Here is a 25,264-nt window from a genome sequence, read left to right as displayed (position 1 = left end):
CACCCGGCTCGCCATCGGCACCCCGCTTGCCGCCGGCGTTCGGCTCCTCGTCGGCGTTGGGCTCCGCGCCGGCGTTCGGCCCCGGACCGCTCCCGTCCCGTTTCATATCCCCGCGTTACGCTCCCGTCGACTACTCCCACGCGTCCCACGAGTTCACTCGGCCCCCGCGGGCTTCACCGTATTGTCCCTTCCCCAGGTGCCCCCTCCCCCGATTCACCCGCCCGGCGTTCCCCCAATCCCCCACCCGACCACCCGGGATTCCCCGGAACCCGCCCAGCGGCGCCGCCCGGTCGGACGGTCGCTCCTGCGCCGCCCTACCCCCGCCCCTCAAGACGCATCCGACGCCCTTTCGGGGGGCCTGCCGCCTGATGTGACGCACGCGACGTGCCACCGGGCCTAGTCGTCGTCACACTTACGGAACGCGTGCCGAGTTCTCGTCGTCCTTCTTGGCGGGGGCGGTCCGTTCCCCTTGACTCCCCATGCCGCATCATGGGGACTCACGACAGCCGGAGCCTCGGGCTCCCCTTGTCCGAGGAGACACACGCCGCATGACCAAGCGTCACGCCGGGAGACCGGGGCGGGAGCCGCGGGTGAGAAACGGGGCGATGCTCGCCGCGGTGCTCGCCGTGGTCGTCGGGGTCTCGTCGGCCATCTATTACGGCGTCTCCGGCGCGGGAGACAATGCACGGAACACCATGGCGGAACCGCACCCCACCCACCACAACACGGCGGCCCCCGCGTCCGCGGGCACCTGGGTCACGTCCTGGTCCGCGTCGCCCACCGGGCCCGAGCCCGGCACCGAGCTCACCGGCCTGACCAACCGCACGGTACGGAACGTGGTGCACTGCACCGCCGGCGGCACCGGCGCCCGAGTCACCCTGTCGAACCTGTACGGCCAGCAGCCGCTGACCATCACGCACGCCACGCTCGCCCTGGCCGCCGCGCCCAACAGCCCCGCGACGGCACCCGGCACGCTGCACCAGCTCACCTTCAACGGGGGGCGGTCCGTGGTGATACCGGCCGGGCAACAGGAAGTGAGCGACGCCCTGCCGCTGCGGATACCGTCCGAGTCGGACCTGCTGATCAGCACGTACTCGTCCGGAGGGTCCGGCGCGGTCACCTTCCACGCGCACGCCCGCCAGGTCTCCTACGCCGCCGTCGGCGACCACACCGAGGACCCCAACTCCTACGCGTACACGCAGCGCATCGAGTCCTGGCGCTATCTGACCGCGCTGGACGTGCTCAGCAACGAAGCGGACGGCACGGTGGTGGTGCTCGGCGACTCGCTCACCGACGGCATCACGTCCACGGCCGGCGCCAACCACCGCTGGACCGACCACCTCGCCGCCCGGCTGCGCGAGGAGAACGGCGCCCCCCGCTACAGCGTCGCCAACGAGGGCATCAGCGGCAACCGGATCCTCACCGACGGCACCGGCCGCCCGCCCGCGAACCTGAACGCGCTCACCCGCTTCCGGCGGGACGTGCTGGACCGCACCGGCGTGAAGGCGGTCGTCGTCGCGGTCGGCGTCAACGACGTCCTGCACTCCCCGCAGGGTCCCAACGCCGACCGGATCGTCGAAGGGCTGCGCGAGCTGACCCGCCGCTCGCATGCGCACGGGCTGCGCGTGGTCGGCGCCACGCTGATGCCGTTCGGCGGCCACCTGGGCTACACCAACCGGCTCGAATCGGTCCGGGAGGCGGTGAACCAGCAGATCCGCACGGGCCGCGTCTTCGACGCGTTCGTCGACTTCGACCGCGCCCTGCGCGACCCGTACAACCCGCGCAAGCTGCGCCCCCAGTACGACTCCGGCGACCACCTGCACCCCAGCGACGCCGGCTACTTCAAGATGGCCGACGTCTTCAACCTCAGCACCCTGAAGGGTTCGGCGTCGGCAACGCTCTGAAGTCGGATACCGCCAGAGGAACCGCGCCCGCCAAAGGGCGCGCTCCGCAGGAGCCGCGCCGGATAGGGGCGCGGGCAACCGCGCGACCAGCCACAACGAACCAGCAGTTCGCCACCGCCCCAATGGGGCACCCTGGAGAGGGGGCCGGCCGCCAGGCCGAAATCCCCTAATCGTCCCAGCGGCGGTGCCCGAACCGCCGCTGCGCCCGCGCATCACGCCGCCGCTCCCGATGCGCCTCGCGCCGCCCCCAGTGGTCCGCCCGGCGTTCCCAGCGATCCGCGCGACGATCCCAGCGATCCTCTCGGCGGCCCTCCAGCTCCCGCTGGGAGCGGTCGTCGTCGTCGAGTTCCGCGCGGCGCTCGCCCTTCAGACGCTTCTGGTCCTCCTTGAAGCGCCTGCGTTCCTCCTTCAGGCGCTGCTTCTCGGCGCGGGCCAGCTTGCGCTCCACGCCCACGCCGCCGAGCAGCGCGAAGCCGGTGATGTGCACCACGGGCGCGTCCGGGTGGCCGACCTCGTCGAAGCCGTGGTGGGCGCCGAAGCCGCCGAGGATGCCGATGCCGGAGATGTGCACGTTCAGCTCCGGCGGCACCGTCACCTGCATGCCGCCCATGAGCGCGAAGCACCGGATGGTGACCTCGCGGTCCTCGAAGGAGGCCTCCCGCAGGTCGATCTCGCCGCCGCCCCAGATCGCGAACGCGGAGAAGAGCCGCGAGATGGTCCACCGGCCCTTGCGCTGGAAGCCGCTCCAGAACGCGAACGCCCAGGACGAGGTGGGCGCCGCGCCGATGCGGGCGGGCCAGTTGGCCTCGCTGCCGGCCGGGGCGGCGGGCTTGGTCAGGGGCACCGGTGTCGCACCGGCCGCGGCGCCGCCCGTCTCGGGCAGGTCGCGGGTGATCGGCACCAGCTCGCCGTAGGTCCGGGCGCGGTAGGCGGCGTCCAGCCGCTCCTCGAACTCCGCCATGTCGAGACGGCCCTCGGCCATGGCGTCCCTGAGGCGCTCGGCGACCCGCTCGCGGTCGGCGTCGGAGGCGCGCAGGTGGTCGTGGCCCGACGCGCCGGAGTGGCCCTCGCTCGCTGCCGGGGAACCCTGCGGTATCTCCCCGGGTGCTCCCCCGGGCGGAACGGCATCCGTCATACCGGCAAGCCTACGAGGTGCGGGACCGGTCAGTCGCCCGCCCCGCCCATGTCATCCGCCCGACCGCCGTACATTTTCGCGATCACGGCCTCGATGTCCGGTTCCCGTACGGAGAGGTCAACGAGGGGGTAGGCGGCGGCGATCCGCGCCACGAGCGGCGCTGCCGACTGTTCGGCGGGGAACGCCAGCCACTGGCGCGGCCCCTCGGTGCGCACCACCCGCGCGGCGCCTTCGGTGTCGATGGGCGGCAGCTCGCGCTCCAGGTCGACCACCAGGATCCGTTCGCTCGCGCCGGTCTCGTGCAGCCCGCTCAGCGGTCCGTCGTACATCAGCCGGCCGTGGTCGATGACCATGACGCGCTGGCAGAGCTGCTCGATGTCGGTCAGGTCGTGGGTGGTGAGCAGCACGGTCGTGCCCTGCTCGGCGTTGAGGTCGCGCAGGAAGCCGCGCACCCGGGCCTTGGAGATCACGTCCAGGCCGATGGTGGGCTCGTCCAGGTAGAGCACCTCGGGGTCGTGCAGCAGGGCGGCGGCGATGTCGCCGCGCATCCGCTGGCCGAGCGAGAGCTGCCGTACCGGTACGTCCAGCAGGTCGGCGAGTTCCAGCAGTTCGACGCAGCGCTCCAGGTTGGCGCGGTAGCGGGCGTCGGGGATGCGGTACATGCGGTGCATCAGGCGGTAGGAGTCGATGAGCGGCAGGTCCCACCAGAGGGTGGTGCGCTGCCCGAAGACCACGCCGATGTGGCGCGCGAGACGGGTGCGCTCGCGCGCCGGGTTGATACCGGCCACCCGTAGCCGGCCACCGCTCGGGGTGAGGATGCCGGTGAGCATCTTGATGGTGGTGGACTTGCCGGCGCCGTTCGGGCCGATGTAGCCGACCATCTCGCCGCGTTGCACGGTGAACGACAGCGAGTCCACCGCCCGCACCCGGTGCTTCTCGCGCCGTAGCCGCCCGGCCTTGCGGCGCACCTCGAAGACCTTCTCCACGGCGTCCAGGGCGATGAGCGGTTCGGGGGCGGCGGCGTCCGCGTCCGCGCGGCCGAGGGTGCGGGCCGTGAGCCGCGGGGCCGCGGCGGCGTCGGGGGCGGCGGGGGCGGCGGAGGCCACCGTCGGCCGCGGTTCGGCCGGGTCCGGTGTGAGGGTCTGTTCGCTGTCCACGGTCAGCTCCCGGTGCTGCGGTACGAGCGGAGCCCGGCCCGCCACGCCAGGCCGGCCAGCACGCAGCCGGCCAGGGCGACCAGCGGCGGGGCGGCGGCCAGCCAGCGGGGCAGGTCGAGCGGGTAGGGGCGGCCCAGCACGTAGAGCGCGGGCAGCCAGTTGACGAAGGCGAGCGGCACGATGAAGGTGACGCCGCGCAGCAGGTCCTTGGCGAACACGGTCGGCGGATACTGCAACAGCGCGTTGCCGCCGTAGGTGAAGGAGTTCTCCACCTCGGTGGCGTCCTGCGCGACGAACTGGAAGGCGGCGCCCGCCACCAGCACGGAGAGGAAGATGACGCAGCCGCTGAGCAGCATCATCGGCACCGTCAGCACCTTGAGCCAGGTCCAGTGGACGGGGACGGCGACCAGGGCGTAGCCGAGCACCAGCACGCCCTGGGTGACGCGGCCGAGGCGGCGCAGCGCGAACCGGTCGGCGGCGATCTGCGCGAGCACCGGCACGGGGCGCACCAGCAGGGTGTCGAGCGTGCCGTCCCGGATCCGTTCCCCCAGCCGGTTCATCGAGCCGATCAGCACGTCGGCGAGGCCGAACGCGGTGCCCGCGCTGCCGTAGAGCAGGGCCACCTCGGGCAGCGTGTAGCCGCCCAGGACGTCGATCTGGGAGAACATCAGCAGGATGGCCACGTAGTCGAGCACGGTGACGGCGAAGTTGCCGAAGGTGGTCATCGCGAACGACAGCCGGTAGGCCATGGTGGAGCGGATCCACATGGCGGCGATCAGCCGGTAGCAGCGCAGGCCGTGCGCGACCCGGGCGGCCGGCCGATCGTCGTCCGCCTCACGCCACTGCGCCGCACTCCCCTGCGCCGCACGCTGCTGGGGCGCGGACGCCGCAGCCCCACGCTCCTGCGGCGCGCCGGGGGCACTGTCACCGCCGTCACCGTGGCCTCCGGCGTACTGGTCGCTCTCCCGGCGCGTCTCCGGCGCCTCCTCACCCACCTTGCACCACCACCCGCCGGGTGGCCGTCGACTGGAGCAGCCGGCCGAGCGCGAGCAGGGCCACGACCCAGGCGCCCTCGAAGAGGTACGTCCTGAGCAGCGCGGTACCGGTCCGCTCGCCGAGGAACACGTCCGCCGGGGTCTGGAGCAACGCCGACCAGGGCAGGACCCGTGCGAGTTCGCCCAGGGCGCCGGGGAAGACGTTCAGCGGCAGCACCATTCCGGAGAAGAACAGCCCGGCGAGGCCGGCGATCTGCGCCACGCCCGCCCCGTCCATCAGCCAGAAGGCCGACATGGCGACCAGGTAGCGCACGGCGAAGCTGACGAGCACGCCGAGCCCGACGGCGAGCAGGAACGCCAGCCAGCGCATCGGGTCGGTGGGCAACGACAGGTGGAAGACGAGCGCCCCGAAGGCCATCGGCACCACCCCGCGGCCCAGTAGCTGGAAGACCGCCCGGCCCGCGTCGCTCGCCAGCCACCAGGTCTGGAGGTCGACGGGCCGGTAGAGGTCGATGGCGATGTCGCCGTTGCGGATCCGTGCGATCAGCTCGTTCTCGAAGCCGCCGCCCATCGCCGCCATCACCGAGAGCATCGCCTGGCCGAGCCAGACGTAGGTCAGGGCCTGCGTCAGGTCGTAGCCGCCGAGGTGGGGCCGCTCGTGCCAGAGCGCCGTGTAGGTGTACGCAAGGATCAAGCCGAAGACCGAGTTGGTGAACACGCCCGCAGCGGTGGCCACCCGATAGGTCGCGTAACGCCGGAAGCCGTTCACCGCGACCGCCGCATACAGCCGCCCCCTGTGCACGACTGCGCCTCCTCCGATGCTCCTCGACCCCGCCACCGACCCCCGTTCGGGCCGAATGCAGGAGCTTAGGAGGCGTTCCGCAGCCCCGCCACAGATTTTCCGGCCGTCCGCGCGCCACGCTCCCGGCACGGATCTTCAGATGTGACAGTGTGCACGTAGCTATAAACGGCACATGCATCACATATGACATATAAGGGACAGGCAACGGCCTGGCAGGCGCAGCGAGGTGGCGGCGCGGGCCTGGAATCGGGAGTTCCGCGAGACATGAACGACGAGCCGCAGCACAGGGGCGGGGCAGCCGGGCATGGGGGACGCGGTGATCACACCGGACGGGGCGGCAGGAGCGGCCGGGGCTGGCCGCGCGGCCGCGGCAGCCGCCGGGGTTCGGCCGCCGGTCGTTCCGGCGGTACCGGCGCACCCGGCCGGCGCCCGGGCCCTGGTGGCGCGCCGGGCGCCCGCGGCGGCCCGGGGCGCCCCGGTGGCGCGACCCGACTCGGCGCCACCCGCGGGTCCCGCCAGGACCGGCCCCTGGAACAGCCGTCCGAGGTGTCGGCCGCCCGGTCGGTGGGCCGAGCGGCCGGTGAGCCGGCGGCGCGGCGGAAGAAGGCCAAGCGCCCCAAACGCACCGGCCTGCGCCGGCTCGTCCCCACCTGGCGGATGCTGTTCGGGAGCATCGGCGGGCTGCTCCTGCTGGTCGTCGGCGGGTTCATCGCCGGATACCTGCTCGTCGCCATCCCTCCGGCCAACGCGGCGGCGACCGCGCAGAGCAACGTCTACCTCTACGCCGACGGGACCCAGTTCGCCCGCGACGGCGACATCAACCGCGAGAACGCCTCCCTGTCCCGCATCCCGAAGTCCGTGCAGCGCGCCGTGCTGGCCGCCGAGGACCGCGACTACTACTCCGAACCCGGTGTCGACCCGATGGCGATGATCCGCGGCCTGTGGAACACGGTCAACGGCAAGGGCCGGCAGTCCGGCTCGACCATCACCCAGCAGTACGTGAAGAACTACTACCTGGACCAGAAACAGACCGTCACCCGCAAGGTGAAGGAGTTCTTCATCGCGATCAAGCTGGACCGCGAGGAGAGCAAGCGTGACATCTTCCAGGGCTATCTGAACAGCAGTTACTACGGCCGGAGCACCTACGGCATCCAGGCCGCGGCGCAGGCGTACTACGGCATCGACGCCTCCGACCTGACCACGGCTCAGGGCGCCTACCTCGCCTCGTTGCTGAACGCGCCGAGCGCCTTCGACGTCGTGGCACACCCCGAGATGCGGCCCCGGGCGATGGCCCGCTGGAACTACGTCCTGGACGGCATGGTCAAGGAGCACTGGCTCAGCCGCGCCGAGCGCGCCAGGATGACCTTCCCCACGCCGCGGCCCGCCAAGGCGCAGGCGGGCCTGTCCGGGCAGCGCGGCTACGTGGTGCAGGCCGTGAAGCAGTACCTCACGGAGAACCACATCATCGGCCGGCACGCGCACGGCTACCGGATCACCACCACCCTGCGCAAGCACCAGCAGGACGCCTTCGTCGCCGCCGTCGACCGCGAGTTGCTGTCCCACCTGGACCCGAAGGCCCGCCCGGCGGACCGCAACGTACGCGCGGGTGGCGCAGCGATCGACCCGGCGAGCGGCAAGGTCATCGCCATGTACGGGGGCGTCGACTACACGAAGCAGTTCGTGAACAACGCCACCCGGCGCGACTACCAGGTCGGCTCGGCCTTCAAGCCCTTCGTGTTCGCCGCGGCCGTACAGCACGGCGCCGTCACCCAGTCCGGCGACCCCATCAGTCCGAACACCAGGTACGACGGCAGCGACCGGCGCCCCGTCGTGGGCTGGTCAGGAGCCCGGTACGCGCCGCAGAACGAGGACAACCACTCCTACGGCGACATCGACGTCAGCGAGGCCACCGACAAGTCCGTCAACGCGGTCTACGCCCAGATGGCGGTGGACATCGGACCGACCAAGGTGAAGGGGACCGCGATCGCGCTCGGGCTGCCGGCGAACACCCGTGACATGCCCGAGGGCCCGGCCATCGCGCTCGGCACCGCCACCGCCAGCCCGCTCGACATGGCCCAGGCGTACGCCACCCTCGCCAACCACGGCATCCGCCTGCCGTACACGCTGGTGGAGAAGATCACCAAGGACGGCCGGAACGTGTCGCTGCCGCGCCGGATGGCCCAGCACGCGGTGAGCCGGGAGGCCGCCGACACCACCACGTCCGTCCTCGAAGGCGTGGTGGAGGGCGGCACCGGCACCGAAGCGCAGGTCGTGGATCGGCCGGCGGCCGGCAAGACGGGGACGGCGGAGGACGACATGGCGGCCTGGTTCGCCGGCTACACGCCCGATCTCGCCACGGTCGTCGCCGTGATGGGCCAGAACCCGCGCACCGGCGCGCACACCTCGCTGTACGGGGCGCTCGGGGAGGAACGCATGAACGGCGGTGACTACCCCGCGCGGATCTGGGCCGCCTACACCGGCAGGGCGCTCGGCCCGGCGGCCCGCAGCTTCGAGTTGCAGCTCCAGCCGGAGGCGGAGGAGTCCGCCACCCCGTCGCCGGGTGACTCACCGTCCGACGACGGGACCGGGGCGGACACCGGCGACACCGGCGGTGCCACGGACAGCCCCGTACCCGGCGAAGGACCGGACGGCCTGGGTGCCGGCGGTGCGCCCTACCCCCGTCCTGAGGACTTCCCTACCGGCGACGACGGAAAGGTGCGGCCCCACGGGGGGTCGCACCAGGACGAACAGCACCCGCACCGCCCACCGGACCACCAGGCACCAGGCGGCGACCAGACGGCTGACGACGGGCCGGGCGGCGCACTCCCGTCGACTACGGCCGACAGCAAGCAGCGGCTTCCGGTACCGGAGCGGCCGGGCGCCGGGGTGAACGGTGCCGGGGCGCCGGGCGGCTCAGCGCCGCCGGGCCGCGCCGCGGCCGAGGTCCATCCGGCCGCGGCGCCCCCGACGGTTCACAGATAGAGCCCGGTGGAGTCCTGCGACCCCTCGAAGCGGTCGGCGGCCACCGCGTGCAGATCGCGCTCGCGCATCAGCACGTACGCCACGCCGCGCACCTCGACCTCGGCGCGGTCCTCCGGGTCGTAGAGCACCCGGTCGCCGGGCTCCACGGTGCGCACGTTCTGCCCGACGGCGACGACCTCGGCCCAGGCCAGTCGCCTGCCCACCGCGGCGGTCGCGGGAATCAGGATCCCGCCACCGGAGCGCCGCTCGCCCTCCGAGGTGTCCTGCCGGACGAGCACCCGGTCGTGCAGCATCCGAATAGGCAGCTTGTCGTGTTGGGTACGGGTACGGTCCGTCTCGCCGCCCGCATGCTTCTCACTCTTCGCGCTCACACGACGAACCTACCCGTCCCCCACGAGGCGCCGCGCCGGCGGGTCGGTGCCCTCGAGACGCGGGCACCCCCTGCCCCTTGCCCCCCGGTGGCCGGGCGCCGGCAGCAACATTCCCCTGGGTCCGGTGACCACCTCACGGTCTCATCGTGGCTGGTCGCGCAGTTCCCCGCGCCCCTTGGCACAGCCCGTGGTCACCGTACGACGCGGGTGCCCCTGCGAATGGGCACATAGGGCCCCCTGCGACGCACGCACGCCCCAACTAAGGGGCGCAGGAAACCCTGGACGCGCAGCACCCACCAAGGGGCGCGAGGAACTGCGCGACAAACCCCCACCGGCCGGCGGCCCGGACACGACGGAAACAACCCCACCGGGGCGGCGCCGACCCGCAGGGTCGCCCGAAAACCGGGCCCCGCACCCGGCGGCGGGGTTCCCGCGCGACCAAGCGCGTCCTAGGCGGGTGTGGTCACCCGCGACGCCCACCACGCCGTTGCGAGCCGAACGTCAGGAGCCCCACGACGCCCACGACCAGCAACGCCGCCGGCACCACGCGACTGAGCCGCGGCGCGCCCTCCTCCGTGACGAACTGGCGCTTCACGCCGAGCACCACCCGCCCCGCGCCCTCGTAGACGCGGCCGAGCGTCTGGTCCACGCCCTCGACCACCTTGGCCTTGGTGTCCTCGGCGATCGTCTTCGGATGCACCCGCACCGCGATCTCGTCGAGCGTCTCGGCCAGCCTCTCGCGCCGGCGCACGATGTCCGCCTCGATCTGTCCGGGGCTCCTGGTGTCCGCCTCGTCCGCTTCCGCCACCGCTGCCGCCTCCGTGTGTTCATCCGGTGTGCGCACACCGGACTGGTGGGGGTCCCCGCTCGCTGAGCTCGGGAAGGGTCAGGCGGACAGTCTGTCAGCTCGGGAAGTCCCGGGCCGCACGGCACCCCCCGCGTCGCTCGTTACGCTCGTCGGAAGTCATCTCGGCCGGTCGTGCGCCCGGGGCGGTCACCCGTCCCACCCGGCCGATCACGGCTCGTATACGGAACCGGTCACGGCCGTACGAGCAAGAGCACAGGAGAGACACGCTTCATGAGCGAGCGACTACAGCCCGGCGACACCGCCCCCACCTTCACCCTCCCCGACGCCGACGGCACCGAGGTCTCCCTCGCCGACCGCCGGGGCCGCAAGGTCATCGTCTACTTCTACCCGGCCGCCCTCACTCCGGGCTGCACCAAGCAGGCCTGCGACTTCACCGACAACCTCGAGCTGCTGGCCGGCGCCGGCTACGACGTGCTCGGCATCTCCCCCGACAAGCCCGAGAAGCTCGCCAAGTTCCGCGACAAGGAGCAGCTCCGGGTCACCCTGCTCGCCGACCCGGACAAGAAGGTCCTGGAGCAGTACGGCGCCTTCGGCGAGAAGAAGCTGTACGGCAAGACGGTGACCGGCGTCATCCGCTCCACGGTCGTCGTCGACGAGGAGGGCAAGGTCGAGCGCGCCCTGTACAACGTGAAGGCGACCGGCCACGTAGCCAAGATCATCAAGGATCTGGGTCTCTGACCGGCCGGGACGGACACCTCCGGCGGCGGCAGTGCACCAGGTTTGAGCCGCCGCCGGGTACCCCGCCCGAACCCTCGTACAACTGTGACAAAGGTCCCCCTCAACGGGGGATTTCGTTTGCATCCGCGAGTTTCGAGCAACCGATGCCACAGACATGTGTCCCGCACCCGGACCACCAGGTCCACATGATCGATCAGTGGTGGACGGCACGTAGGCAGAGGAAGGATCCGCTCCATGGCGGTCAACGGTCACGATTTCGAGGGCGATCCCGCAGCGCTCAAACGGCACCGTGCGCTCTTTCGCGCGATCAAGCGCCGCAAGAATCCTCCGCTCCGTCGTACGGACATCACCGTCACCGACGAGGCGGCGGTGCGCAGGGCGGTCAAGGCCGCCGCGCTCGGCAACGCGATGGAGTGGTTCGACTTCGGGATCTACAGCTACCTGGCCGTGACCATCGGCCATGTCTTCTTCCCGTCCGGGAACGGCACGGTGCAGTTGCTGTCGTCCTTCGCCACCTTCGCGGTCTCCTTCCTGGTACGGCCGATCGGCGGGATGGTCTTCGGCCCGATGGGTGACCGGATCGGCCGCAAGAAGGTGCTCGCACTCACCATGATCATGATGGCGATCGGCACCTTCGCGATCGGCCTGATCCCGTCCTACGAGTCGATCGGCTTCTTCTCGCCGGCCCTGCTGATCCTGTTCCGGCTGATCCAGGGCTTCTCGACGGGCGGCGAGTACGGCGGTGCGTCCACCTTCATCGCCGAGTACGCCCCGGACAGGAAGCGCGGCTGGTACGGCAGCTTCCTGGAGTTCGGCACGCTCGCCGGATACGTGGGCGCGTCGGGCATCGTGCTGGTCCTGACGCTGCTGCTCAGCTCGGACCAGATGGAGGCCTGGGCGTGGCGGGTGCCGTTCCTCGTCGCGGGGCCGATCGGCTTCGTCGGTCTGTACCTGCGGTTGAAGCTCGACGAGACGCCCGCCTTCCAGAACCTGGAGGACGCCTCGAAGCAGCACCGCGCCTCGGAGGCCGCCAACGTCATCGAGACCACCAACCGCGGTGACCTGCTGCGCATCTTCCGTGACCACTGGCGGGCCCTGCTGCTGTGCATCGCCCTGGTGCTCGCGTACAACATCACCGACTACATGCTGCTGACGTACATGCCGACGTACCTGACCGACGAGCTGCACTACAGCGCCACGATGGGGCTGCTGATCCCGATCATCGTGATGGTCGTGCTGATGCTGGTCATCAACCGGGTCGGGAAGCTGAACGACCAGATCGGCCGCAAGCCGGTGCTGATGGCCGGGATGCTGGGCTTCTTCGTGCTCTCCGTGCCGGCGCTCCTGCTGGAGCGGACGGGCAGCGCGTGGGGCGTCGTGGCGGGCATGCTGATGCTCGGATTCTCGCTGGTGTGCCTGCTGGGCACCATGTCGGCGGCGCTGCCCGCGATGTTCCCGACGCAGGTGCGCTACGGCTCCCTGTCGATCGCCTACAACGTCTCGACGTCGCTGTTCGGTGGTACGACACCGCTGGTGATCACCGCGCTGATCAGCGTCACGGGCAGCACCATGATGCCGGCCTACTACGTGACCGCTGCGGCCCTCGTCGGCGTCATAGCGGTGGCGTGCATGACGGAGACCGCCCAGCAGCCGCTGGAGGGCTCCCCGCCTGCCGTGGGCACCCCCGAGGAAGCCGCCGAGCTGGTGGAATCCCAGGCTCCAGAACCCCGGTTCTGACCGCCCGGCCCTCGGGGCGGCACTCGATACGACCCTCGATACGGGCCTCGATACCCGAGGCCCCAGCAGGGAAAATGGGCGCGACCACAGTGACGCGCCCGATACGATGGGATGGCACGCGGCCGTGGTGGAACTGGCAGACACGCTGGGTTTAGGTCCCAGTGGGCTAACCCCCGTGAGGGTTCAAATCCCTCCGGCCGCACGAACCCCGCGCCCCATCGGGGGCGCGGGGATTTTTGGTGCGGCGCCCCATTCCCGCGGCCCGCGGCACCCTTACGGCATTGCATGCCCCCAGGGAGGGCGCTACGCGCCTATAGGGATAGGGGCGCGGGGAACTGCGCGACAAGCCCCCACCGGCCCGGTTGTCCACACACCACAGAAACCACCCCACCCGGCCGGAAGGCGCTACGCGCCTATAAGGGGCGCGGGACTGTGACGATATGCGGCTCCGCCGCGCGGGCGCGACAAGCCCCCACCGGCCGGTGGTCCGGACACGACAGAAACAGCCCCACCCGGCCGGTGACGACCCGCAGGGTCGCATCGTGGCTGGTCGCGCAGTTCCCCGCGCCCCTGAAAGGGCACTTCGTGCCCCCCATGGGGGTGTCCTGGTCGACGTCAGTCGATGAGGTCACGGACTGCCGATACCAGCCCCCGGAACGCCTGCCCCCGATGGCTGATCGCGTTCTTCTCCGACGCGGTCAGCTCCGCACAGGTACGACCCTCCCCGTCCGGCTGGAGGATGGGGTCGTAGCCGAAGCCGCCGTCGCCCACCGGCGCGTACCGCAGGACGCCGCGCAGCCGGCCTTCGACCACCCGCTCGGTGCCGTCCGGGAGCGCCAGCGCCGCCGCGCACGCGAAGTGCGCCCCGCGGTGCTCCTCGGCGATGTCGGCGAGCTGGCCGAGCAGCAGGTCGAGGTTGGCCTGGTCGTCGCCGTGCCGGCCGGCCCAGCGGGCCGAAAAGATCCCGGGTGCACCGCCCAGCACGTCGACGCAGATGCCGGAGTCGTCGGCGATGGCGGGCAGCCCGGTGGCACGCGCCATGGCATGGGCCTTGAGCAGCGCGTTCTCGGCGAACGTGACGCCGGTCTCCTTGACGTCGGGCACGTCCGGGTAGGCGTCGGTGCCCACCAGTTCGTGGGTGAGCCCGGCGTCGGCGAGGATCGCCCTCAGTTCGATGACCTTGGCGGCGTTTCGGGTGGCGAGGATCAGGCGCGTCATGTGCTCAGTATCGCGGCCGCCCCGCCGGGGGCGCCGGCAGGCCCGGGTGTCACGGCGTGCACACCTTCGTCAGTTCGCCGGCGGCGTCGGTGACGGGGGTGAGGTCGGGGGTGTGGTCGCCGTCCTTCATGGCCGTGCGGACGTTGTGCACGGCGGTACGGAGGTCGTCGACGGCCTTGTTGACGTCGGTGTCGTCGGTCTTGTCGCCGATCTTGTTCAGGTCCTTCTCGATGGTGTCGAGGGCGTCGTCCGCCTTGGTCGGGTCGTTCGAAGCGCTTTCCACTGCCTGTTGGAGGTCGGTGACGCTGTCGGCGATCGTGTCCGCGGTATGCAGACAGTCGATGGCCTTGTCGACGGCGTCACAACCCGTCATCAACGGCGTGGCGAACAGCACGCCCGCGAGGGCGGCTACGGCGACGGTCATGGTGCGGCGACGGCGCGGAGCCATGGCGGCGGTCCTCCCCAAGATCCCCTGGTGTCACGGCCGGGCACACGGCACTTGCCGCACGCCCCGTACCCGTGAGAACGCCGACCGTGTGCGCCTTGGTTGCTTTTTTACCGTCCCGGTCCCGTCCCCGTCTTGTCACTTCCGGGCCCGATCGTCGTTACTTCCGGGCCTGATCGCCTTCCAGGGCCGCGCGTTGGGCACCCGCGAGTTCGGTGCAGCCCGCGACGGCCAGGTCCAGCAGGCTGTTCAGCTCGTCCCGCGCGAACGGCTCGGCCTCCGCGGTGCCCTGGACCTCGACGAAGCGGCCGTCGCCGGTGCACACCACGTTCATGTCGGTCTCGGCGCGTACGTCTTCCTCGTAGCACAGGTCGAGCAGCGGCACCCCGCCGACGATGCCCACCGAGACGGCGGAGACGGTGCCGGTGAGCGGGTTGCGCCCGGCCTTCACCAGCTTCTTGCGCTGCGCCCAGGCGACGGCGTCGGCGAGCGCCACGTAGGAGCCGGTGATGGCGGCGGTACGGGTGCCGCCGTCGGCCTGGAGGACGTCGCAGTCCAGCACGACGGTGTTCTCGCCGAGGGCCTTGTAGTCGATGACGGCACGCAGGGAGCGCCCGATGAGCCGGGAGATCTCGTGGGTGCGGCCACCGATCCGGCCGCGCACGGACTCGCGGTCGCCCCGGGTGTTGGTGGAACGCGGCAGCATGGCGTACTCGGCGGTGACCCAGCCCTCCCCGCTGCCCTTGCGCCAACGGGGCACGCCCTCCGTCACGGACGCGGTGCACAGCACCTTGGTGTCCCCGAAGGACACCAGTACGGATCCCTCCGCGTGCTTGCTCCACCCCCGCTCGATGGTGACGGGTCGAAGGGTGTCGGGCGTGCGGCCGTCGATGCGTGACATGCGCTGAGGGTATCGGTCCGCTTCCCCTGCTCGCGGCCGCCGGGGGGATCACACCTCGTAGACGTCCCGCGGTGCAGCGAGCGTCGTGGGCCCGTCGTACTCGCTCTGCGCGGCGACCAGGTTGGCCTGCGGGTCCGTCCACGGCGCGATGTGCGTCAACACCAGCCGCCGCACGCGTGCACGGCGTGCGTGCTCCCCGGCCTGCCGCCCGTTCATGTGCAGGTCGGGGATGTTCTCCTTGCCGGTCGTGAAGGCGGCCTCGCACAGGAACAGGTCGGTGCCCATGGCCAGTTCGACCAACTCGTCGGCGGGCCCGGTGTCCCCGGAGTACGTCAGCGACCGCCCACCGTGCTCGATCCGGATGGCGTACGCCTCGACCGGGTGCCGCACCCGCTCCGTGCGGACGGTGAAGGGGCCGATGTCGAAGCTGCCCGGCTTGACCGTGTGGAAGTCGAAGACCTCGCTCATCGACGACGCGGACGGCGTGTCACCGTAGGCCGTCGTCAGCCGCGCCTCGGTGCCCTCCGGCCCGTAGACGGGGATGGACGCGCAGCGCCCCCCGTCGTGCCGGTAGTAGCGGGCGACGAAGTAACCGCACATGTCGACGCAGTGGTCGGCGTGCAGATGGCTGAGGAAGACGGCGTCGAGGTCGTAGAGACCGCAGTGGCGCTGCAACTCGCCAAGGGCACCGTTGCCCATGTCGAGAAGCAGCCGGAAGCCGTCGGCCTCGACGAGGTAGCTCGAACAGGCCGAATCCGCGGACGGGAACGACCCGGAGCAGCCGACGACGGTGAGCTTCATGAAGCTGGAACCTCCGCGCGGGCGAGAAACTCTGAGGAAGGAACTCAGAGAATCCCAAGCGGGCGAGAGTCTCTGAGACGAACTGGCAGAGCGGCCTGAGCTGACAGATCGGACGAGGTCGTACGGTCTGGGAGCACCCGTTTCCTCGCGGTGTCTCCCGCGCCCCCGAGCCGGTCGCGGACCATAAGGGGCTGGGGGAGAGCGTAAGGCGCAAAAGCGCCGGTCGCTCCTCCGTCGCGGGTCGTTGTGGGGGAACTCACCTGCGGCGTCACCGGTTCGGCGGCCTCGACCGTCCCGGCGGGTGCCGGTACGGTCCCGGTCATGGATGCGTCGTGGTGGCCCCTGCTCGTCGGCGTCGCGGTGCTCGCGCTGATCGCAACGGTGGTGGACGGCTGGGGGCGCGGACGTCGCCCCAGGCGGCGCCGTCGCTGGCGACGGCGCCCCCCACGCTCCTGAAAGGTCCCGGCCGGCGCCACCCCGGGACGGCGCCGAAGGCGCCACTCAAGGGGCGCGGGGAACTGAGCGCCCAGCCCCCGCCGGCCCGGCGGCCCGACGGCCCGGACACGACAGCAACAGCCCCCGCCGGCCGGTGACGACCGAACAGCCTCGTCGTGGCTGGTCGCGCAGTTCCCCGCGCCCCTACTGGGTGGGCCAGGGCACCACCCCCGCCCCAGGACGGCGCCGAAGGCGCCAAAAAAAGGGGGCTCGGGGAACTGCGCGACCAGCCCCCACCGGCCGGTGGCCGACACACGACAGAAACAGCCCCCTCGGGACGGTGACGACCCACAGGGTCACGCCGTGGCTGATCGCGCAGTTCCCCGCGCCCCTTTAAGCGCGCCGGGCGCGCCCACGCGGCGGAGCCGCAAAGTGACACAGCCCCGCCCCTACGGGGCACCCCGTAGGGGCTACGCCCAGAGCTGGCCCTGAAGCGTCTCGATGGCCTCTTCCGTGGAGGCCGCGGTGTAGACACCGGTGGACAGGTACTTCCAGCCACCGTCGGCGACGACGAAGACGATGTCGGCGGACTCGCCGGCCTTGACGGCCTTGCGGCCGACACCGATCGCGGCGTGCAGCGCCGCACCCGTGGAGATGCCGGCGAAGATTCCTTCCTGCTGGAGCAGCTCCCGCGTACGCGTCACCGCATCCGCGCTACCCACCGAGAAGCGGCTGGTGAGCACGGAGGCGTCGTAGAGCTCGGGCACGAAGCCCTCGTCGAGGTTGCGCAGGCCGTACACCAGGTCGTCGTAGCGCGGCTCGGCGGCGACGATCTGGATGTCGGGCCGGTGCTCGCGCAGGAAGCGACCGGCGCCCATGAGGGTGCCGGTGGTGCCGAGGCCCGCCACGAAGTGGGTGACGGAGGGCAGGTCGGCCAGGATCTCGGGGCCGGTGGTGGCGTAGTGCGCGCCCGTGTTGTCCGGGTTGCCGTACTGGTAGAGCATGATCCAGTCGGGGTGCTCGGCGGACAGCTCCTTGGCGACGCGCACGGCGGTGTTGGACCCGCCGGCCGCCGGGCTGGAGATGATCTCCGCGCCCCACATGGCGAGCAGCTCCCGGCGCTCCTGCGAGGTGTTCTCGGGCATCACGCACACGATCCGGTAGCCCTTGAGGCGGGCCGCCATGGCGAGCGAGATGCCGGTGTTGCCGGAGGTGGGCTCCAGGATGGTGCAGCCGGGGGTGAGCCGGCCGTCCTTCTCGGCCTGCTCGATCATGTGCAGGGCCGGGCGGTCCTTGATGGAGCCGGTCGGGTTGCGGTCCTCCAGCTTGGCCCAGATCCGAACATCCTCGGAGGGCGACAGCCGCGGCAGGCGGACGAGCGGGGTGTTGCCTACCGCGGCGAGCGGGGAGTCGTAGCGCATCTTCGATCAGACCCGACCGCCGGCCACCGCCGGCAGGATCGTGACGCTGTCCCCGTCGGAGACCTTGGTGTTGATGCCGTCGAGGAAGCGGACGTCCTCGTCGTTCAGGTACACGTTCACGAAGCGGCGGAGCTGGTCGCCCTTGTCCGCGTCGATGAGGCGGGCCCGGATGCCGGCGTGCCGGGTCTCCAGGTCGGCGAAGAGCTCGGCGAGGGTCTCCCCACTGCCCTCGACGGCCTTCGCACCGTCGGTGTACTGGCGGAGGATGGTCGGGATGCGGACCTCGATGGCCATGACTGGGGGCTCCTTGGGAGTACGGGCGGGTGGCACGGAGTGAGCCGAGCCGGTGCAGAACGGCTGTCCGTCGGACGTCCGTCGGCGAGTGACCAGGCACGATCGCGGGCTGAGGATGCTGAGGGCGGGGCGGGCGGTGCATCTACGGCCGTCACGCCGCCGCGGGGCATGGCGTGACGTGACGGTGGGGTCAGCACGGACAGATGGCGCTTGCCAGCCTGCACAAATCGACGTGCAGCCGCGCCACCAGCACCGTGCCTGGCGTCGGATAGCTCACGTCGTAGCAAACCATGCCGTCATCGTATCGATTCCCGTTCCTGCGTCACTCATGTGATCTCATGATGCGAACTGAAACGGTCTACTGGGTGAGATGAACGGCGCCGCAACGCACGGCCGCACTCCGTGCCGCGTCCCCTGCTGCACCTCCGGTGTCACGGGCACCACCGGCCACATCCGCGCACCCGTCGGACCGCGACCCGAGCCGGACCGCCCGGCATCCGCGACCGCCCATCCCGCGACTCCCCGGGCCGCACTGTGACCGCATTCACGGGCCGCGCGGCGCCCCTCGCCGGCCTGGCCCGGCCCAACCCCCACCCCACCACCACACATACACATTTAATTCGCTTTGCCTGTTTTACCCGGTTTGCTCAGGTGACCCGACGAGCGAGACATCGGCGAGAAGAGGGAGCAGACAGTGATCACCCGAGAGCAGATACCCAGCGTGCTGGACCACGCTGTCTACGACACCCAGGGCAACAAGATCGGTGACGCCAAGCACATCTTCCTCGACGACGTCAGCGGCCGTCCGGAGTGGGCCAGCGTGCGCACCGGCATGTTCGGCGCCCGAGAGTCCTTCGTACCGATCCGGGACGCCAGCCTGATCGAGGACCACTTGGAGGTCCCCTTCGACAAGGCCATGGTCAAGGACGCGCCGAACGTCCAGGTCGATGCAGGGGGCCACCTCTCCGCCGAAGAAGAACACCGCCTGTACGAGTACTACGGCGTCGACTGGGACACGACCTGGCAGCAGCCCGGTCAGCGTGACGCCGGTATGGCCGGCGGCGAGGCGGGCATGGCGGCCGCCGGTGGCACGCCCCGCAGCGCGGCGGCGGGCACGGAAGAGGGCCAGGAGACGGCCGAGGAGCCCTACACCGGCCGCGTCCCCGCCGAGGCGGCTTCGGAACGAGCCGGCGAGCCGGTCCAGGAACGGGCCGCGAGCATGCCCGCCGCGGAACAGGCCCCGCAGACGCGCGCCGGCGAGTGGGAGAACGCCCTGACCCGGTCCGAGGAGCAGATGCACATCTCGACCGAGCGCACCGAGAGCGGTCACGCCCGGCTGCGCAAGTACGTCGTCACCGAGCAGACCGAGCAGACCGTGCCGCTCATGCACGAGGAGGTCCGCGTCGAGCGCCAGCCGATCTCGGAGCAGGAGCGCGGCGGGATGTCGTCCGAGATCACCGAGGGCGACCAGCGTGAGGTGACGCTGCACGCGGAGCGTCCGGTGATCGAGACGGAGACCGTGGCGGTGGAGCGGATCCGGCTCAACGTGGAGGAGCGGACGGACCAGGAGACGGTGCGCGGTCAGGTCCGCAAGGAGAAGGTCGACGTCGAGCTGCCGGAAGAGGCGGAACCCGGGTCTCCGGAGGGCCGGGGCGGCGCCGGCGGTGGCGGCCGCTGACGACGCCGGGTGCCGGTGCGGCAGGGGGGCGGCCTGTGCCCCCCTGGGTCGCGTCGTCGGGCCGAGTCCGAGTCGGTCCTCGGGTCGTCGTCGTTCGTTCGCCTTGCCGACGCCGTGGGCTCAGGCGGGTTCCTCGTCGTACGCCTCGACCACCCGTACCTCCTCTTCCGTGACCTCTCCTTCGATGATCCGGAAGGAGCGGAACTGGAAGTCGCCGAGGCCATCGGTGTCGGCCGTGGAGACCAGGACGTAGTGGGCGCCGGGCTCGTTGGCGTAGGAGATGTCGGTGCGGGACGGGTACGCCTCGGTCGCGGTGTGCGAGTGGTAGAAGATCACCGGCTCCTCGTCGCGGTCGTCCATGCCGCGGTAGAGCTTGAGCAGGTCACCCGAGTCGTACTCGTAGAACGTGGGTGAGCGGGCGGCGTTCAGCAGCGGGATGAACCGCTCGGGCCGGTCGGAGCCCTCCGGACCCGCGACAGCGCCGCAGGCCTCGTCCGGGTGGTCCTGGCGCGCGTGCGCGACGATCTGGTCGTAGAGGGCCTGGGTGATGGTCAGCATGTCCGTCAGGATAAGGCTGCCTTTTTCGTGGCTCGGTTCGCCTCCGGGCGCCTCAGCCGATGCCCCTTTTTTGTGGCTCGGTTCGCCTCCGGGCGCCTCAGCCGGTGTCCAGGAGCCGCCCGTGCTCGACCCTCCTTCGTCGGGCGCTCCGCGCGGGCGGCTCCTGGACACCGGCGCGCCCTTCGGCTCACTCGCCGGCGCGCGGTTGCCCGCCGGATCCGGGGCCCTCGATGCCGGGGCCCGGGCCCTCTCCGGCCGCGGCGACGGCCTCGGCCGGGGTGCCGCGGGTGAAGGCGTCCGGATTGCGGGCCCTCATCGCGGCGTAGCCGCCCACCATGATCACGGCCCACAGGGGGGCGCAGTAGAGCGAGATGCGGGTGTCCGGGTCGATTCCCATCATCACGATCACCATCCCTATGAAGGCCAGCGAGAGCCAGCTGGTGAGCGGGGCTCCGGGGGCGCGGAAGGTCGAGACGGGCAGCGCACCGCGGTCGGCCGCGGTGCGGTAGCGGACGTGGGAGATCAGGATCACGATCCAGGCCCACATGCCGGAGATGGTGGCGAAGGACACCACGTAGGTGAAGGCGTCCCCGGGCCACTGGTAGTTGATCCAGACGCCGACGAGCATCAGCGCGGCGGAGAAGGTGGTGCCGAGCAGCGGGGTGCCGCTCCTGGTGAGGTTGGTGAAGACGCGCGGGCCCTGCCCGTTGAGCGCGAGGTCGCGCAGCATCCGGCCGGTGGAGTACATGCCGGAGTTGCAGGACGACAGGGCGGCGGTCAGCACGACGAAGTTGACGATGCCGGCGCCGGCCGCCAGGCCCATCTTCTGGAAGGCCGCGACGAACGGGGAGACCCCGGGCTGGAAGCTGGTCCAGGGCACCACCGAAAGGATCATGATCAGGGAGCCGACGTAGAAGACGGCGATACGCCACGGCACGGTGTTGATCGCCTTCGGCAGGGTCTTCTTCGGGTCCTTGGACTCGCCCGCCGTGACGCCGACGAGTTCCACGGCGAGGAAGGCGAACATCACGATCTGCAAGGTCATCAGCGTGCCCCCGATGCCCTTGGGGAAGAAGCCGCCGTTCGACCACAGGTAGCTGACGGAGGCGGACTTGCCGGCGTCGGAGAAGCCGAGCGTGAGGATGCCGAGACAGATCAGGATCATGCCGACGATGGCGGTGACCTTGACCATGGAGAACCAGAACTCCAGCTCGCCGAAGAGCTTCACGGAGATCAGGTTCACGCCGTACAGGACGATCGTGAAGAACAGGGCCGAGGCCCACTGCGGGATGTTCCACCAGAACGTCATGTAGGTGGCCGCCGCCGTGACCTCGGTGATCCCGGTGACCACCCAGAACAGCCAGTACGTCCAGCCGGTCACGAAGCCGGCGAAGGGGCCGATGAACTCGCGTGCGTACTCCGAGAACGAGCCGGAGACGGGGCGGTACATGAGCAGTTCGCCGAGCGCCCGCATGATGCAGAAGATCACCAGGCCGGCGACGGCGTAGGCGAGGATCAGGCTGGGTCCCGCCTTGGATATCGCCTTGCCGGCGCCGAGGAAGAGGCCGGTTCCGATGGCCCCGCCGATCGCGATCATCTGGATCTGTCGGGCACCGAGTCCGCGCTGGTACCCCTCGTTGCCGCCGCGAGGCACGGCGGTGGAGCCGACGGCTGGAGGTCCTTCGCCGTCGCCCTCGTGGTGATCCACCTGGGCCGAGGTCATGGTCGTCGAGCCTTTCTCCGTGCCGGTCACCGCTGGCGGCGGGCCGGGTTCCCGATCCCCCGAGGTACTGGAGTGCGCCTGCCGATAGCCGGCGGGCCGGGGCGCCCCCGGGAGGATTGCGCTGCCCTGAAGGGCAGGGGCAACCCGAGGAAGGCTGCCTTTGCCGGTCGTGAAGATGTATCAACGGCCTATGAGGTGGTCACATGTCTGTATGTGGTCCAGATCACGCCCAAAGTGGGCCAAACGCCATTTCATTCGGCCATTCGGGTTCATCATGGTGACGTGATCGTTATACGGACATGGGCGCCCGTTTATCGAACATTCGGCCAGACGGTGCTGCCGGGTCGGGGTTCGACGAGGTGACGGGGCCCGCCACGAACGAGGCCCGTCACAAACGAGCCCGTCACGAACGCGTGCGGGGCCCCGGTCGCGCCAGGGCCGGCCGCGTCAGTCCATCAGGGTGGCGACCAGGGTCTCCTGGAGCGCCCCGAGCCACAGGTACGCCATCACCATCGGCTTGCGCGGGTCGGAGTCCGGCAGCCGGTACAGGTCGTCCGCCTCGTCGTCGTCCTGGACTTCGAGGCGCGCCCCTATGGCCAACCGCAGGTCGTTCAGCGCGCCCAGCCAGCGGCGGGACTCGTCCGCGGCCAGCCGCAGCACGGCCGCCTGGTCGCCGGCGGGAGTGAGCGCGTCCAGGGAACGGACCACGGCGAGGGCGTCTTCACGCTTGCGGGCCCGCAGGTCGTTCTCGGTGAAGCGGCGGAACTCGGCCGACAGGGCACGCTGCTGCGCCGCCTCGTCGCTGCCGTCGTCCGGCTTGTCCGGGTCGCCGTACGCGTTCGGGAAGAGCCGCTGGAGCACCGGGTCGGAGGGCGGCTCGCTGGGGCCCTCGGTGAACAGCTCGGCGAGCGGGTCGGCGTCGTCGTCCTCGGCCGGCCCCGGCCCGACGAGCTCCAGGAGCTGGACGGCGAGCGAGCGGATGATGGAGATCTCGACCTCGTCGAGCGCGATGGCGGCGCCACCCTCGGGGGTCGGTTCGAAGTGTCCTGACATGAGGCTCAGCCGCTACTTCCGGTCCTGCTGGAGGGTGGCCCACAGACCGTACCCATGCATCGCCTGCACGTCGCGCTCCATCTCCTCGCGTGTTCCACTGGAGACGACGGCCCGCCCCTTGTGGTGCACGTCCATCATCAGCTTGGTGGCCTTGTCCTTCGAATAGCCGAAGTACGACTGGAAGACGTACGTCACATAGCTCATCAGGTTGACCGGGTCGTTGTGCACGATGGTGACCCAAGGAAGATCGGGCTCAGGTACGGGTGATTCCTCCTGAGCCGACTCGGGCTTTTCGATCTCTAGCGGAGCGGGAGCCGTCACACGCCCATGCTGCCACCACAGGCGCCCCCATGCACAAACGGCTCCCGTCCACGGACGCAGCGTTTCCGGCGGCCGGCCGCCAGACGCCGCAACACCGCAGCGCACAGCGACGGAGGCGGTCCCGAGGAACCCCGATCCTGAAATCGTCAGAGTGACGAAATTAGGGGTACGATCTCCCCCATGAACACTGCGGACCTCGGCAACCCCGGCAACCCCGACATAGGGAACGAAGCGGACTCCGGTGTGCCGAACGAGAGAGCACGGCGCGCCACCCTCCCCCGCGCGACCCCCGAAGCTCTGCTGAGCGCCGGCGGCTTCGGTCACCGGGTGGGCGTGCCGTCGACCGCCCTGTTCACCGACCACTACGAGCTGACCATGCTCCAGGCCGCGCTCGCCGCGGGCACCGCCGAGCGCCGCTCGGTCTTCGAGGTCTTCACCCGCCGGCTCCCGCCGGGCCGCCGCTACGGCGTCGTGGCGGGCACCGGACGCGTCCTGGACGCGGTCGAGAACTTCCGCTTCGACGAGCAGGTGCTGACGTTCCTGGGCGAGCGCCGCATCGTCGACCGGCCGACCCTGGACTGGCTGGCCGACTACCACTTCGGCGGCGACATCTGGGGCTACCCGGAGGGCGAGGTGTACTTCCCGGGCTCGCCGCTGCTGCGGGTGGAGGGCACCTTCGCCGAATGCGTCCTGCTGGAGACGGTGATCCTGTCCATCCTCAACCACGACTCGGCGATCGCTGCCGCCGCCTCCCGGATGGCCTCCGCGGCGGGCGACCGGCCGCTGATCGAGATGGGCGCCCGGCGCACCCACGAGCTGGGCGCGGTCGCCGCCTCCCGGGCCGCCTACATCGGCGGCTTCGCCTCCACCTCCGACCTCGCCGCGGGTTTCCGGTACGACATCCCGACGGTGGGCACGGCAGCGCACGCCTTCACGCTGCTGCACGACAGCGAGACCGACGCCTTCCGCGCCCAGGTCGACTCGCTCGGCCGCGGCACCACCCTGCTGGTGGACACCTACGACGTCGCCGAGGCGGTCCGCAGGGCGGTGGAGGTGGCCGGGCCCGAGCTGGGTGCGGTGCGCATCGACTCCGGCGACCTGCTGCTCGTCGCGCACCGGGTGCGCCAGCAGCTGGACGAGATGGGCGCCACCGGCACCCGGATCACGGTCACCTCCGACCTCGACGAGTACGCGATCGCGTCGCTGGCCGCGGCCCCCGTGGACGCCTACGGGGTGGGCACCCAGCTGGTGACCGGCTCCGGGCAGCCCACCGCCTCCATGGTGTACAAGCTGGTCGCCCGTGCGGCGGCCACGGACCCCGAGGCTCCGCTGGTGCCGGTCGCCAAGCGTGCGACGGGCGGCAAGACCTCCATCGGCGGTCGCAAGTGGGCCGCGCGCCGGCTCGACGCGGACGGCGTCGCGGAGGCCGAGGTGGTCGGCACCGGCCCGGTGCCGGACTCGCTGGCCGACCGGCAGCTGCTCGTGCAGCTGGTCAAGGGCGGTGCGGTGGTCGCCCGGGAACCCCTGGACATGGCACGCGCCCGGCATGCCGCCGCCCGTGCCAACCTGCCGCTGTCGGCGACCCAGCTGTCCCGCGGGGAGCCGGTGCTCCCGACGGAGTACGTGTGACGGCGGTTCCGCGCCGGACCGGCGGCCCCGGCACCCTCGCGGAAACGCCCCCGCAGTCTCTAGGCTCGTACGTACCGGCCGAGTTCGTCTGACCGACCTCCGGCTCGCCTGGACGGGGACGCGCTGCGACGCCACCCGTCCCGGTCAGCGCCTCACAC

Annotated in this window: 24 protein-coding genes and 1 tRNA gene; 8 read left to right on the top strand and 17 right to left on the bottom strand. The window is 70.9% G+C overall.

Annotated elements, in window-relative coordinates:
- Window positions 1–548 precede the first annotated feature (548 nt).
- On the top strand, window positions 549–1,904 hold the full coding sequence (locus NQO67_RS28070) for an SGNH/GDSL hydrolase family protein (RefSeq protein WP_255953073.1): 1,356 nt from the start codon (window positions 549–551) through the stop codon (window positions 1,902–1,904).
- Window positions 1,905–2,070: 166 nt separating this feature from the next.
- Here the strand turns inward: NQO67_RS28070 and NQO67_RS28065 are convergent, their stop codons facing one another.
- From NQO67_RS28065 to NQO67_RS28050, 4 genes are all read right to left on the bottom strand, one after another.
- Complete coding sequence (locus NQO67_RS28065) at window positions 2,071–3,039, bottom strand: DUF1707 domain-containing protein (RefSeq protein ID WP_255953072.1); 969 nt, start codon at window positions 3,037–3,039, stop codon at window positions 2,071–2,073.
- 29 nt (window positions 3,040–3,068) lie between these two features.
- Window positions 3,069–4,040, bottom strand: coding sequence for an ABC transporter ATP-binding protein (locus NQO67_RS28060; RefSeq protein ID WP_255953167.1), 972 nt, complete (start codon window positions 4,038–4,040; stop codon window positions 3,069–3,071).
- Window positions 4,041–4,198: 158 nt separating this feature from the next.
- The gene (locus tag NQO67_RS28055; protein ID WP_255953071.1) at window positions 4,199–5,191 is read right to left on the bottom strand and encodes an ABC transporter permease; all 993 of its coding nucleotides are present in this window, start codon (window positions 5,189–5,191) and stop codon (window positions 4,199–4,201) included.
- Window positions 5,184–5,993, bottom strand: a complete 810-nt coding sequence (locus NQO67_RS28050; RefSeq protein ID WP_255953070.1) for an ABC transporter permease — start codon at window positions 5,991–5,993, stop codon at window positions 5,184–5,186. The genes NQO67_RS28055 and NQO67_RS28050 overlap by 8 nt, the downstream gene beginning before the upstream one ends.
- Before the next feature lie 264 nt (window positions 5,994–6,257).
- Between NQO67_RS28050 and NQO67_RS28045 the strand changes: the two genes are divergently transcribed.
- Window positions 6,258–8,975, top strand: coding sequence for a transglycosylase domain-containing protein (locus NQO67_RS28045; RefSeq protein ID WP_374119175.1), 2,718 nt, complete (start codon window positions 6,258–6,260; stop codon window positions 8,973–8,975).
- Here the strand turns inward: NQO67_RS28045 and NQO67_RS28040 are convergent.
- On the bottom strand, window positions 8,966–9,268 hold the full coding sequence (locus NQO67_RS28040; RefSeq protein WP_255953165.1) for a GroES family chaperonin: 303 nt from the start codon (window positions 9,266–9,268) through the stop codon (window positions 8,966–8,968). The two genes, NQO67_RS28045 and NQO67_RS28040, sit on opposite strands and share 10 nt — an antisense overlap.
- A 541-nt stretch (window positions 9,269–9,809) precedes the next feature.
- Window positions 9,810–10,190, bottom strand: a complete 381-nt coding sequence (locus NQO67_RS28035; protein WP_255953069.1) for a DUF3618 domain-containing protein — start codon at window positions 10,188–10,190, stop codon at window positions 9,810–9,812.
- Window positions 10,191–10,424: 234 nt separating this feature from the next.
- On the opposite strand from NQO67_RS28035, the gene bcp reads away from it, so the two are divergent.
- The 3 genes from bcp to NQO67_RS28020 all read left to right on the top strand — a co-directional run bounded on the left by bcp (window position 10,425) and on the right by NQO67_RS28020 (window position 12,831).
- Window positions 10,425–10,892, top strand: a complete 468-nt coding sequence (gene bcp / locus NQO67_RS28030) for a thioredoxin-dependent thiol peroxidase (RefSeq protein WP_255953068.1) — start codon at window positions 10,425–10,427, stop codon at window positions 10,890–10,892.
- A 234-nt stretch (window positions 10,893–11,126) separates the two neighbouring features.
- A complete protein-coding gene (locus tag NQO67_RS28025; RefSeq protein ID WP_255953067.1) occupies window positions 11,127–12,629 on the top strand; it encodes an MFS transporter in 1,503 nt (500 codons plus the stop codon).
- Between the two features lie 118 nt (window positions 12,630–12,747).
- Window positions 12,748–12,831: transfer RNA gene (locus NQO67_RS28020), tRNA-Leu, on the top strand.
- A gap of 413 nt (window positions 12,832–13,244) precedes the next feature.
- Here NQO67_RS28020 and rdgB read toward each other — a convergent pair.
- The 4 genes from rdgB to NQO67_RS28000 form a co-directional block, all read right to left on the bottom strand.
- Window positions 13,245–13,847, bottom strand: coding sequence for an RdgB/HAM1 family non-canonical purine NTP pyrophosphatase (gene rdgB, locus NQO67_RS28015; RefSeq protein ID WP_255953066.1), 603 nt, complete (start codon window positions 13,845–13,847; stop codon window positions 13,245–13,247).
- Window positions 13,848–13,896: 49 nt separating this feature from the next.
- On the bottom strand, window positions 13,897–14,295 hold the full coding sequence (locus NQO67_RS28010) for a hypothetical protein (RefSeq protein ID WP_255953065.1): 399 nt from the start codon (window positions 14,293–14,295) through the stop codon (window positions 13,897–13,899).
- A 157-nt stretch (window positions 14,296–14,452) separates the two neighbouring features.
- Window positions 14,453–15,193, bottom strand: coding sequence for a ribonuclease PH (gene rph, locus NQO67_RS28005; protein WP_255953064.1), 741 nt, complete (start codon window positions 15,191–15,193; stop codon window positions 14,453–14,455).
- A 48-nt stretch (window positions 15,194–15,241) separates the two neighbouring features.
- The gene (locus tag NQO67_RS28000; RefSeq protein ID WP_255953063.1) at window positions 15,242–15,994 is read right to left on the bottom strand and encodes an MBL fold metallo-hydrolase; all 753 of its coding nucleotides are present in this window, start codon (window positions 15,992–15,994) and stop codon (window positions 15,242–15,244) included.
- 321 nt (window positions 15,995–16,315) lie between these two features.
- On the opposite strand from NQO67_RS28000, the gene NQO67_RS27995 reads away from it, so the two are divergent.
- Complete coding sequence (locus tag NQO67_RS27995; protein ID WP_374119174.1) at window positions 16,316–16,450, top strand: hypothetical protein; 135 nt, start codon at window positions 16,316–16,318, stop codon at window positions 16,448–16,450.
- Between the two features lie 449 nt (window positions 16,451–16,899).
- Here the strand turns inward: NQO67_RS27995 and NQO67_RS27990 are convergent, their stop codons facing one another.
- The 3 genes from NQO67_RS27990 to NQO67_RS44630 form a co-directional block, all read right to left on the bottom strand.
- Window positions 16,900–17,850, bottom strand: coding sequence for a PLP-dependent cysteine synthase family protein (locus NQO67_RS27990; protein ID WP_255953062.1), 951 nt, complete (start codon window positions 17,848–17,850; stop codon window positions 16,900–16,902).
- A gap of 6 nt (window positions 17,851–17,856) precedes the next feature.
- Entirely contained in the window at window positions 17,857–18,144 is a 288-nt protein-coding gene (locus NQO67_RS27985) for a MoaD/ThiS family protein (RefSeq protein WP_255953061.1), read from the bottom strand.
- A gap of 190 nt (window positions 18,145–18,334) precedes the next feature.
- Window positions 18,335–18,436: a putative leader peptide gene (locus NQO67_RS44630; RefSeq protein WP_374119173.1), complete on the bottom strand. Its 102-nt coding sequence runs from the start codon at window positions 18,434–18,436 to the stop codon at window positions 18,335–18,337.
- Window positions 18,437–18,838: 402 nt separating this feature from the next.
- On the opposite strand from NQO67_RS44630, the gene NQO67_RS27980 reads away from it, so the two are divergent.
- On the top strand, window positions 18,839–19,822 hold the full coding sequence (locus NQO67_RS27980) for a PRC and DUF2382 domain-containing protein (RefSeq protein WP_255953060.1): 984 nt from the start codon (window positions 18,839–18,841) through the stop codon (window positions 19,820–19,822).
- Between the two features lie 120 nt (window positions 19,823–19,942).
- Here NQO67_RS27980 and NQO67_RS27975 read toward each other — a convergent pair whose 3' ends face one another.
- From NQO67_RS27975 to clpS, 4 genes are all read right to left on the bottom strand, one after another.
- Entirely contained in the window at window positions 19,943–20,380 is a 438-nt protein-coding gene (locus NQO67_RS27975; protein ID WP_255953059.1) for a M67 family metallopeptidase, read from the bottom strand.
- A gap of 187 nt (window positions 20,381–20,567) precedes the next feature.
- Window positions 20,568–22,103, bottom strand: a complete 1,536-nt coding sequence (locus NQO67_RS27970; protein ID WP_255953058.1) for an amino acid permease — start codon at window positions 22,101–22,103, stop codon at window positions 20,568–20,570.
- Window positions 22,104–22,550: 447 nt separating this feature from the next.
- Window positions 22,551–23,156, bottom strand: coding sequence for a DUF2017 domain-containing protein (locus NQO67_RS27965; RefSeq protein WP_255953057.1), 606 nt, complete (start codon window positions 23,154–23,156; stop codon window positions 22,551–22,553).
- A gap of 12 nt (window positions 23,157–23,168) precedes the next feature.
- The gene (gene clpS, locus NQO67_RS27960) at window positions 23,169–23,477 is read right to left on the bottom strand and encodes an ATP-dependent Clp protease adapter ClpS (RefSeq protein WP_255953056.1); all 309 of its coding nucleotides are present in this window, start codon (window positions 23,475–23,477) and stop codon (window positions 23,169–23,171) included.
- A gap of 327 nt (window positions 23,478–23,804) precedes the next feature.
- Between clpS and NQO67_RS27955 the strand changes: the two genes are divergently transcribed.
- Window positions 23,805–25,106 (top strand): nicotinate phosphoribosyltransferase, encoded by a 1,302-nt coding sequence (locus NQO67_RS27955; protein ID WP_255953164.1) that lies wholly within the window; start codon window positions 23,805–23,807, stop codon window positions 25,104–25,106.
- Window positions 25,107–25,264: the final 158 nt, after the last annotated feature.

Source organism: Streptomyces odontomachi (assembly GCF_024435355.1).
GTDB classification, from domain to species: Bacteria; Actinomycetota; Actinomycetes; order Streptomycetales; family Streptomycetaceae; genus Streptomyces; species Streptomyces odontomachi.
This window is presented reverse-complemented; position numbering and strand designations above follow the sequence as displayed.

Excerpts from the sequence above, each read along its gene's own strand:
- NQO67_RS28070 (WP_255953073.1), top strand. The coding sequence starts at position 549 with ATGACCAAGCGTCACGCCGGGAGACCGGGGCGGGAGCCGCGGGTGAGA.
- NQO67_RS28065 (WP_255953072.1), bottom strand. The coding sequence starts at position 3,039 with ATGACGGATGCCGTTCCGCCCGGGGGAGCACCCGGGGAGATACCGCAG.
- NQO67_RS28045 (WP_374119175.1), top strand. The coding sequence starts at position 6,258 with ATGAACGACGAGCCGCAGCACAGGGGCGGGGCAGCCGGGCATGGGGGA.
- NQO67_RS28040 (WP_255953165.1), bottom strand. The coding sequence starts at position 9,268 with ATGCTGCACGACCGGGTGCTCGTCCGGCAGGACACCTCGGAGGGCGAG.
- bcp (WP_255953068.1), top strand. The coding sequence starts at position 10,425 with ATGAGCGAGCGACTACAGCCCGGCGACACCGCCCCCACCTTCACCCTC.
- NQO67_RS28025 (WP_255953067.1), top strand. The coding sequence starts at position 11,127 with ATGGCGGTCAACGGTCACGATTTCGAGGGCGATCCCGCAGCGCTCAAA.
- rdgB (WP_255953066.1), bottom strand. The coding sequence starts at position 13,847 with ATGACGCGCCTGATCCTCGCCACCCGAAACGCCGCCAAGGTCATCGAA.
- NQO67_RS28010 (WP_255953065.1), bottom strand. The coding sequence starts at position 14,295 with ATGGCTCCGCGCCGTCGCCGCACCATGACCGTCGCCGTAGCCGCCCTC.
- rph (WP_255953064.1), bottom strand. The coding sequence starts at position 15,193 with ATGTCACGCATCGACGGCCGCACGCCCGACACCCTTCGACCCGTCACC.
- NQO67_RS28000 (WP_255953063.1), bottom strand. The coding sequence starts at position 15,994 with ATGAAGCTCACCGTCGTCGGCTGCTCCGGGTCGTTCCCGTCCGCGGAT.
- NQO67_RS27995 (WP_374119174.1), top strand. The coding sequence starts at position 16,316 with ATGGATGCGTCGTGGTGGCCCCTGCTCGTCGGCGTCGCGGTGCTCGCG.
- NQO67_RS27990 (WP_255953062.1), bottom strand. The coding sequence starts at position 17,850 with ATGCGCTACGACTCCCCGCTCGCCGCGGTAGGCAACACCCCGCTCGTC.
- NQO67_RS27985 (WP_255953061.1), bottom strand. The coding sequence starts at position 18,144 with ATGGCCATCGAGGTCCGCATCCCGACCATCCTCCGCCAGTACACCGAC.
- NQO67_RS44630 (WP_374119173.1), bottom strand. The coding sequence starts at position 18,436 with ATGGTTTGCTACGACGTGAGCTATCCGACGCCAGGCACGGTGCTGGTG.
- NQO67_RS27975 (WP_255953059.1), bottom strand. The coding sequence starts at position 20,380 with ATGCTGACCATCACCCAGGCCCTCTACGACCAGATCGTCGCGCACGCG.
- NQO67_RS27970 (WP_255953058.1), bottom strand. The coding sequence starts at position 22,103 with ATGACCTCGGCCCAGGTGGATCACCACGAGGGCGACGGCGAAGGACCT.
- NQO67_RS27965 (WP_255953057.1), bottom strand. The coding sequence starts at position 23,156 with ATGTCAGGACACTTCGAACCGACCCCCGAGGGTGGCGCCGCCATCGCG.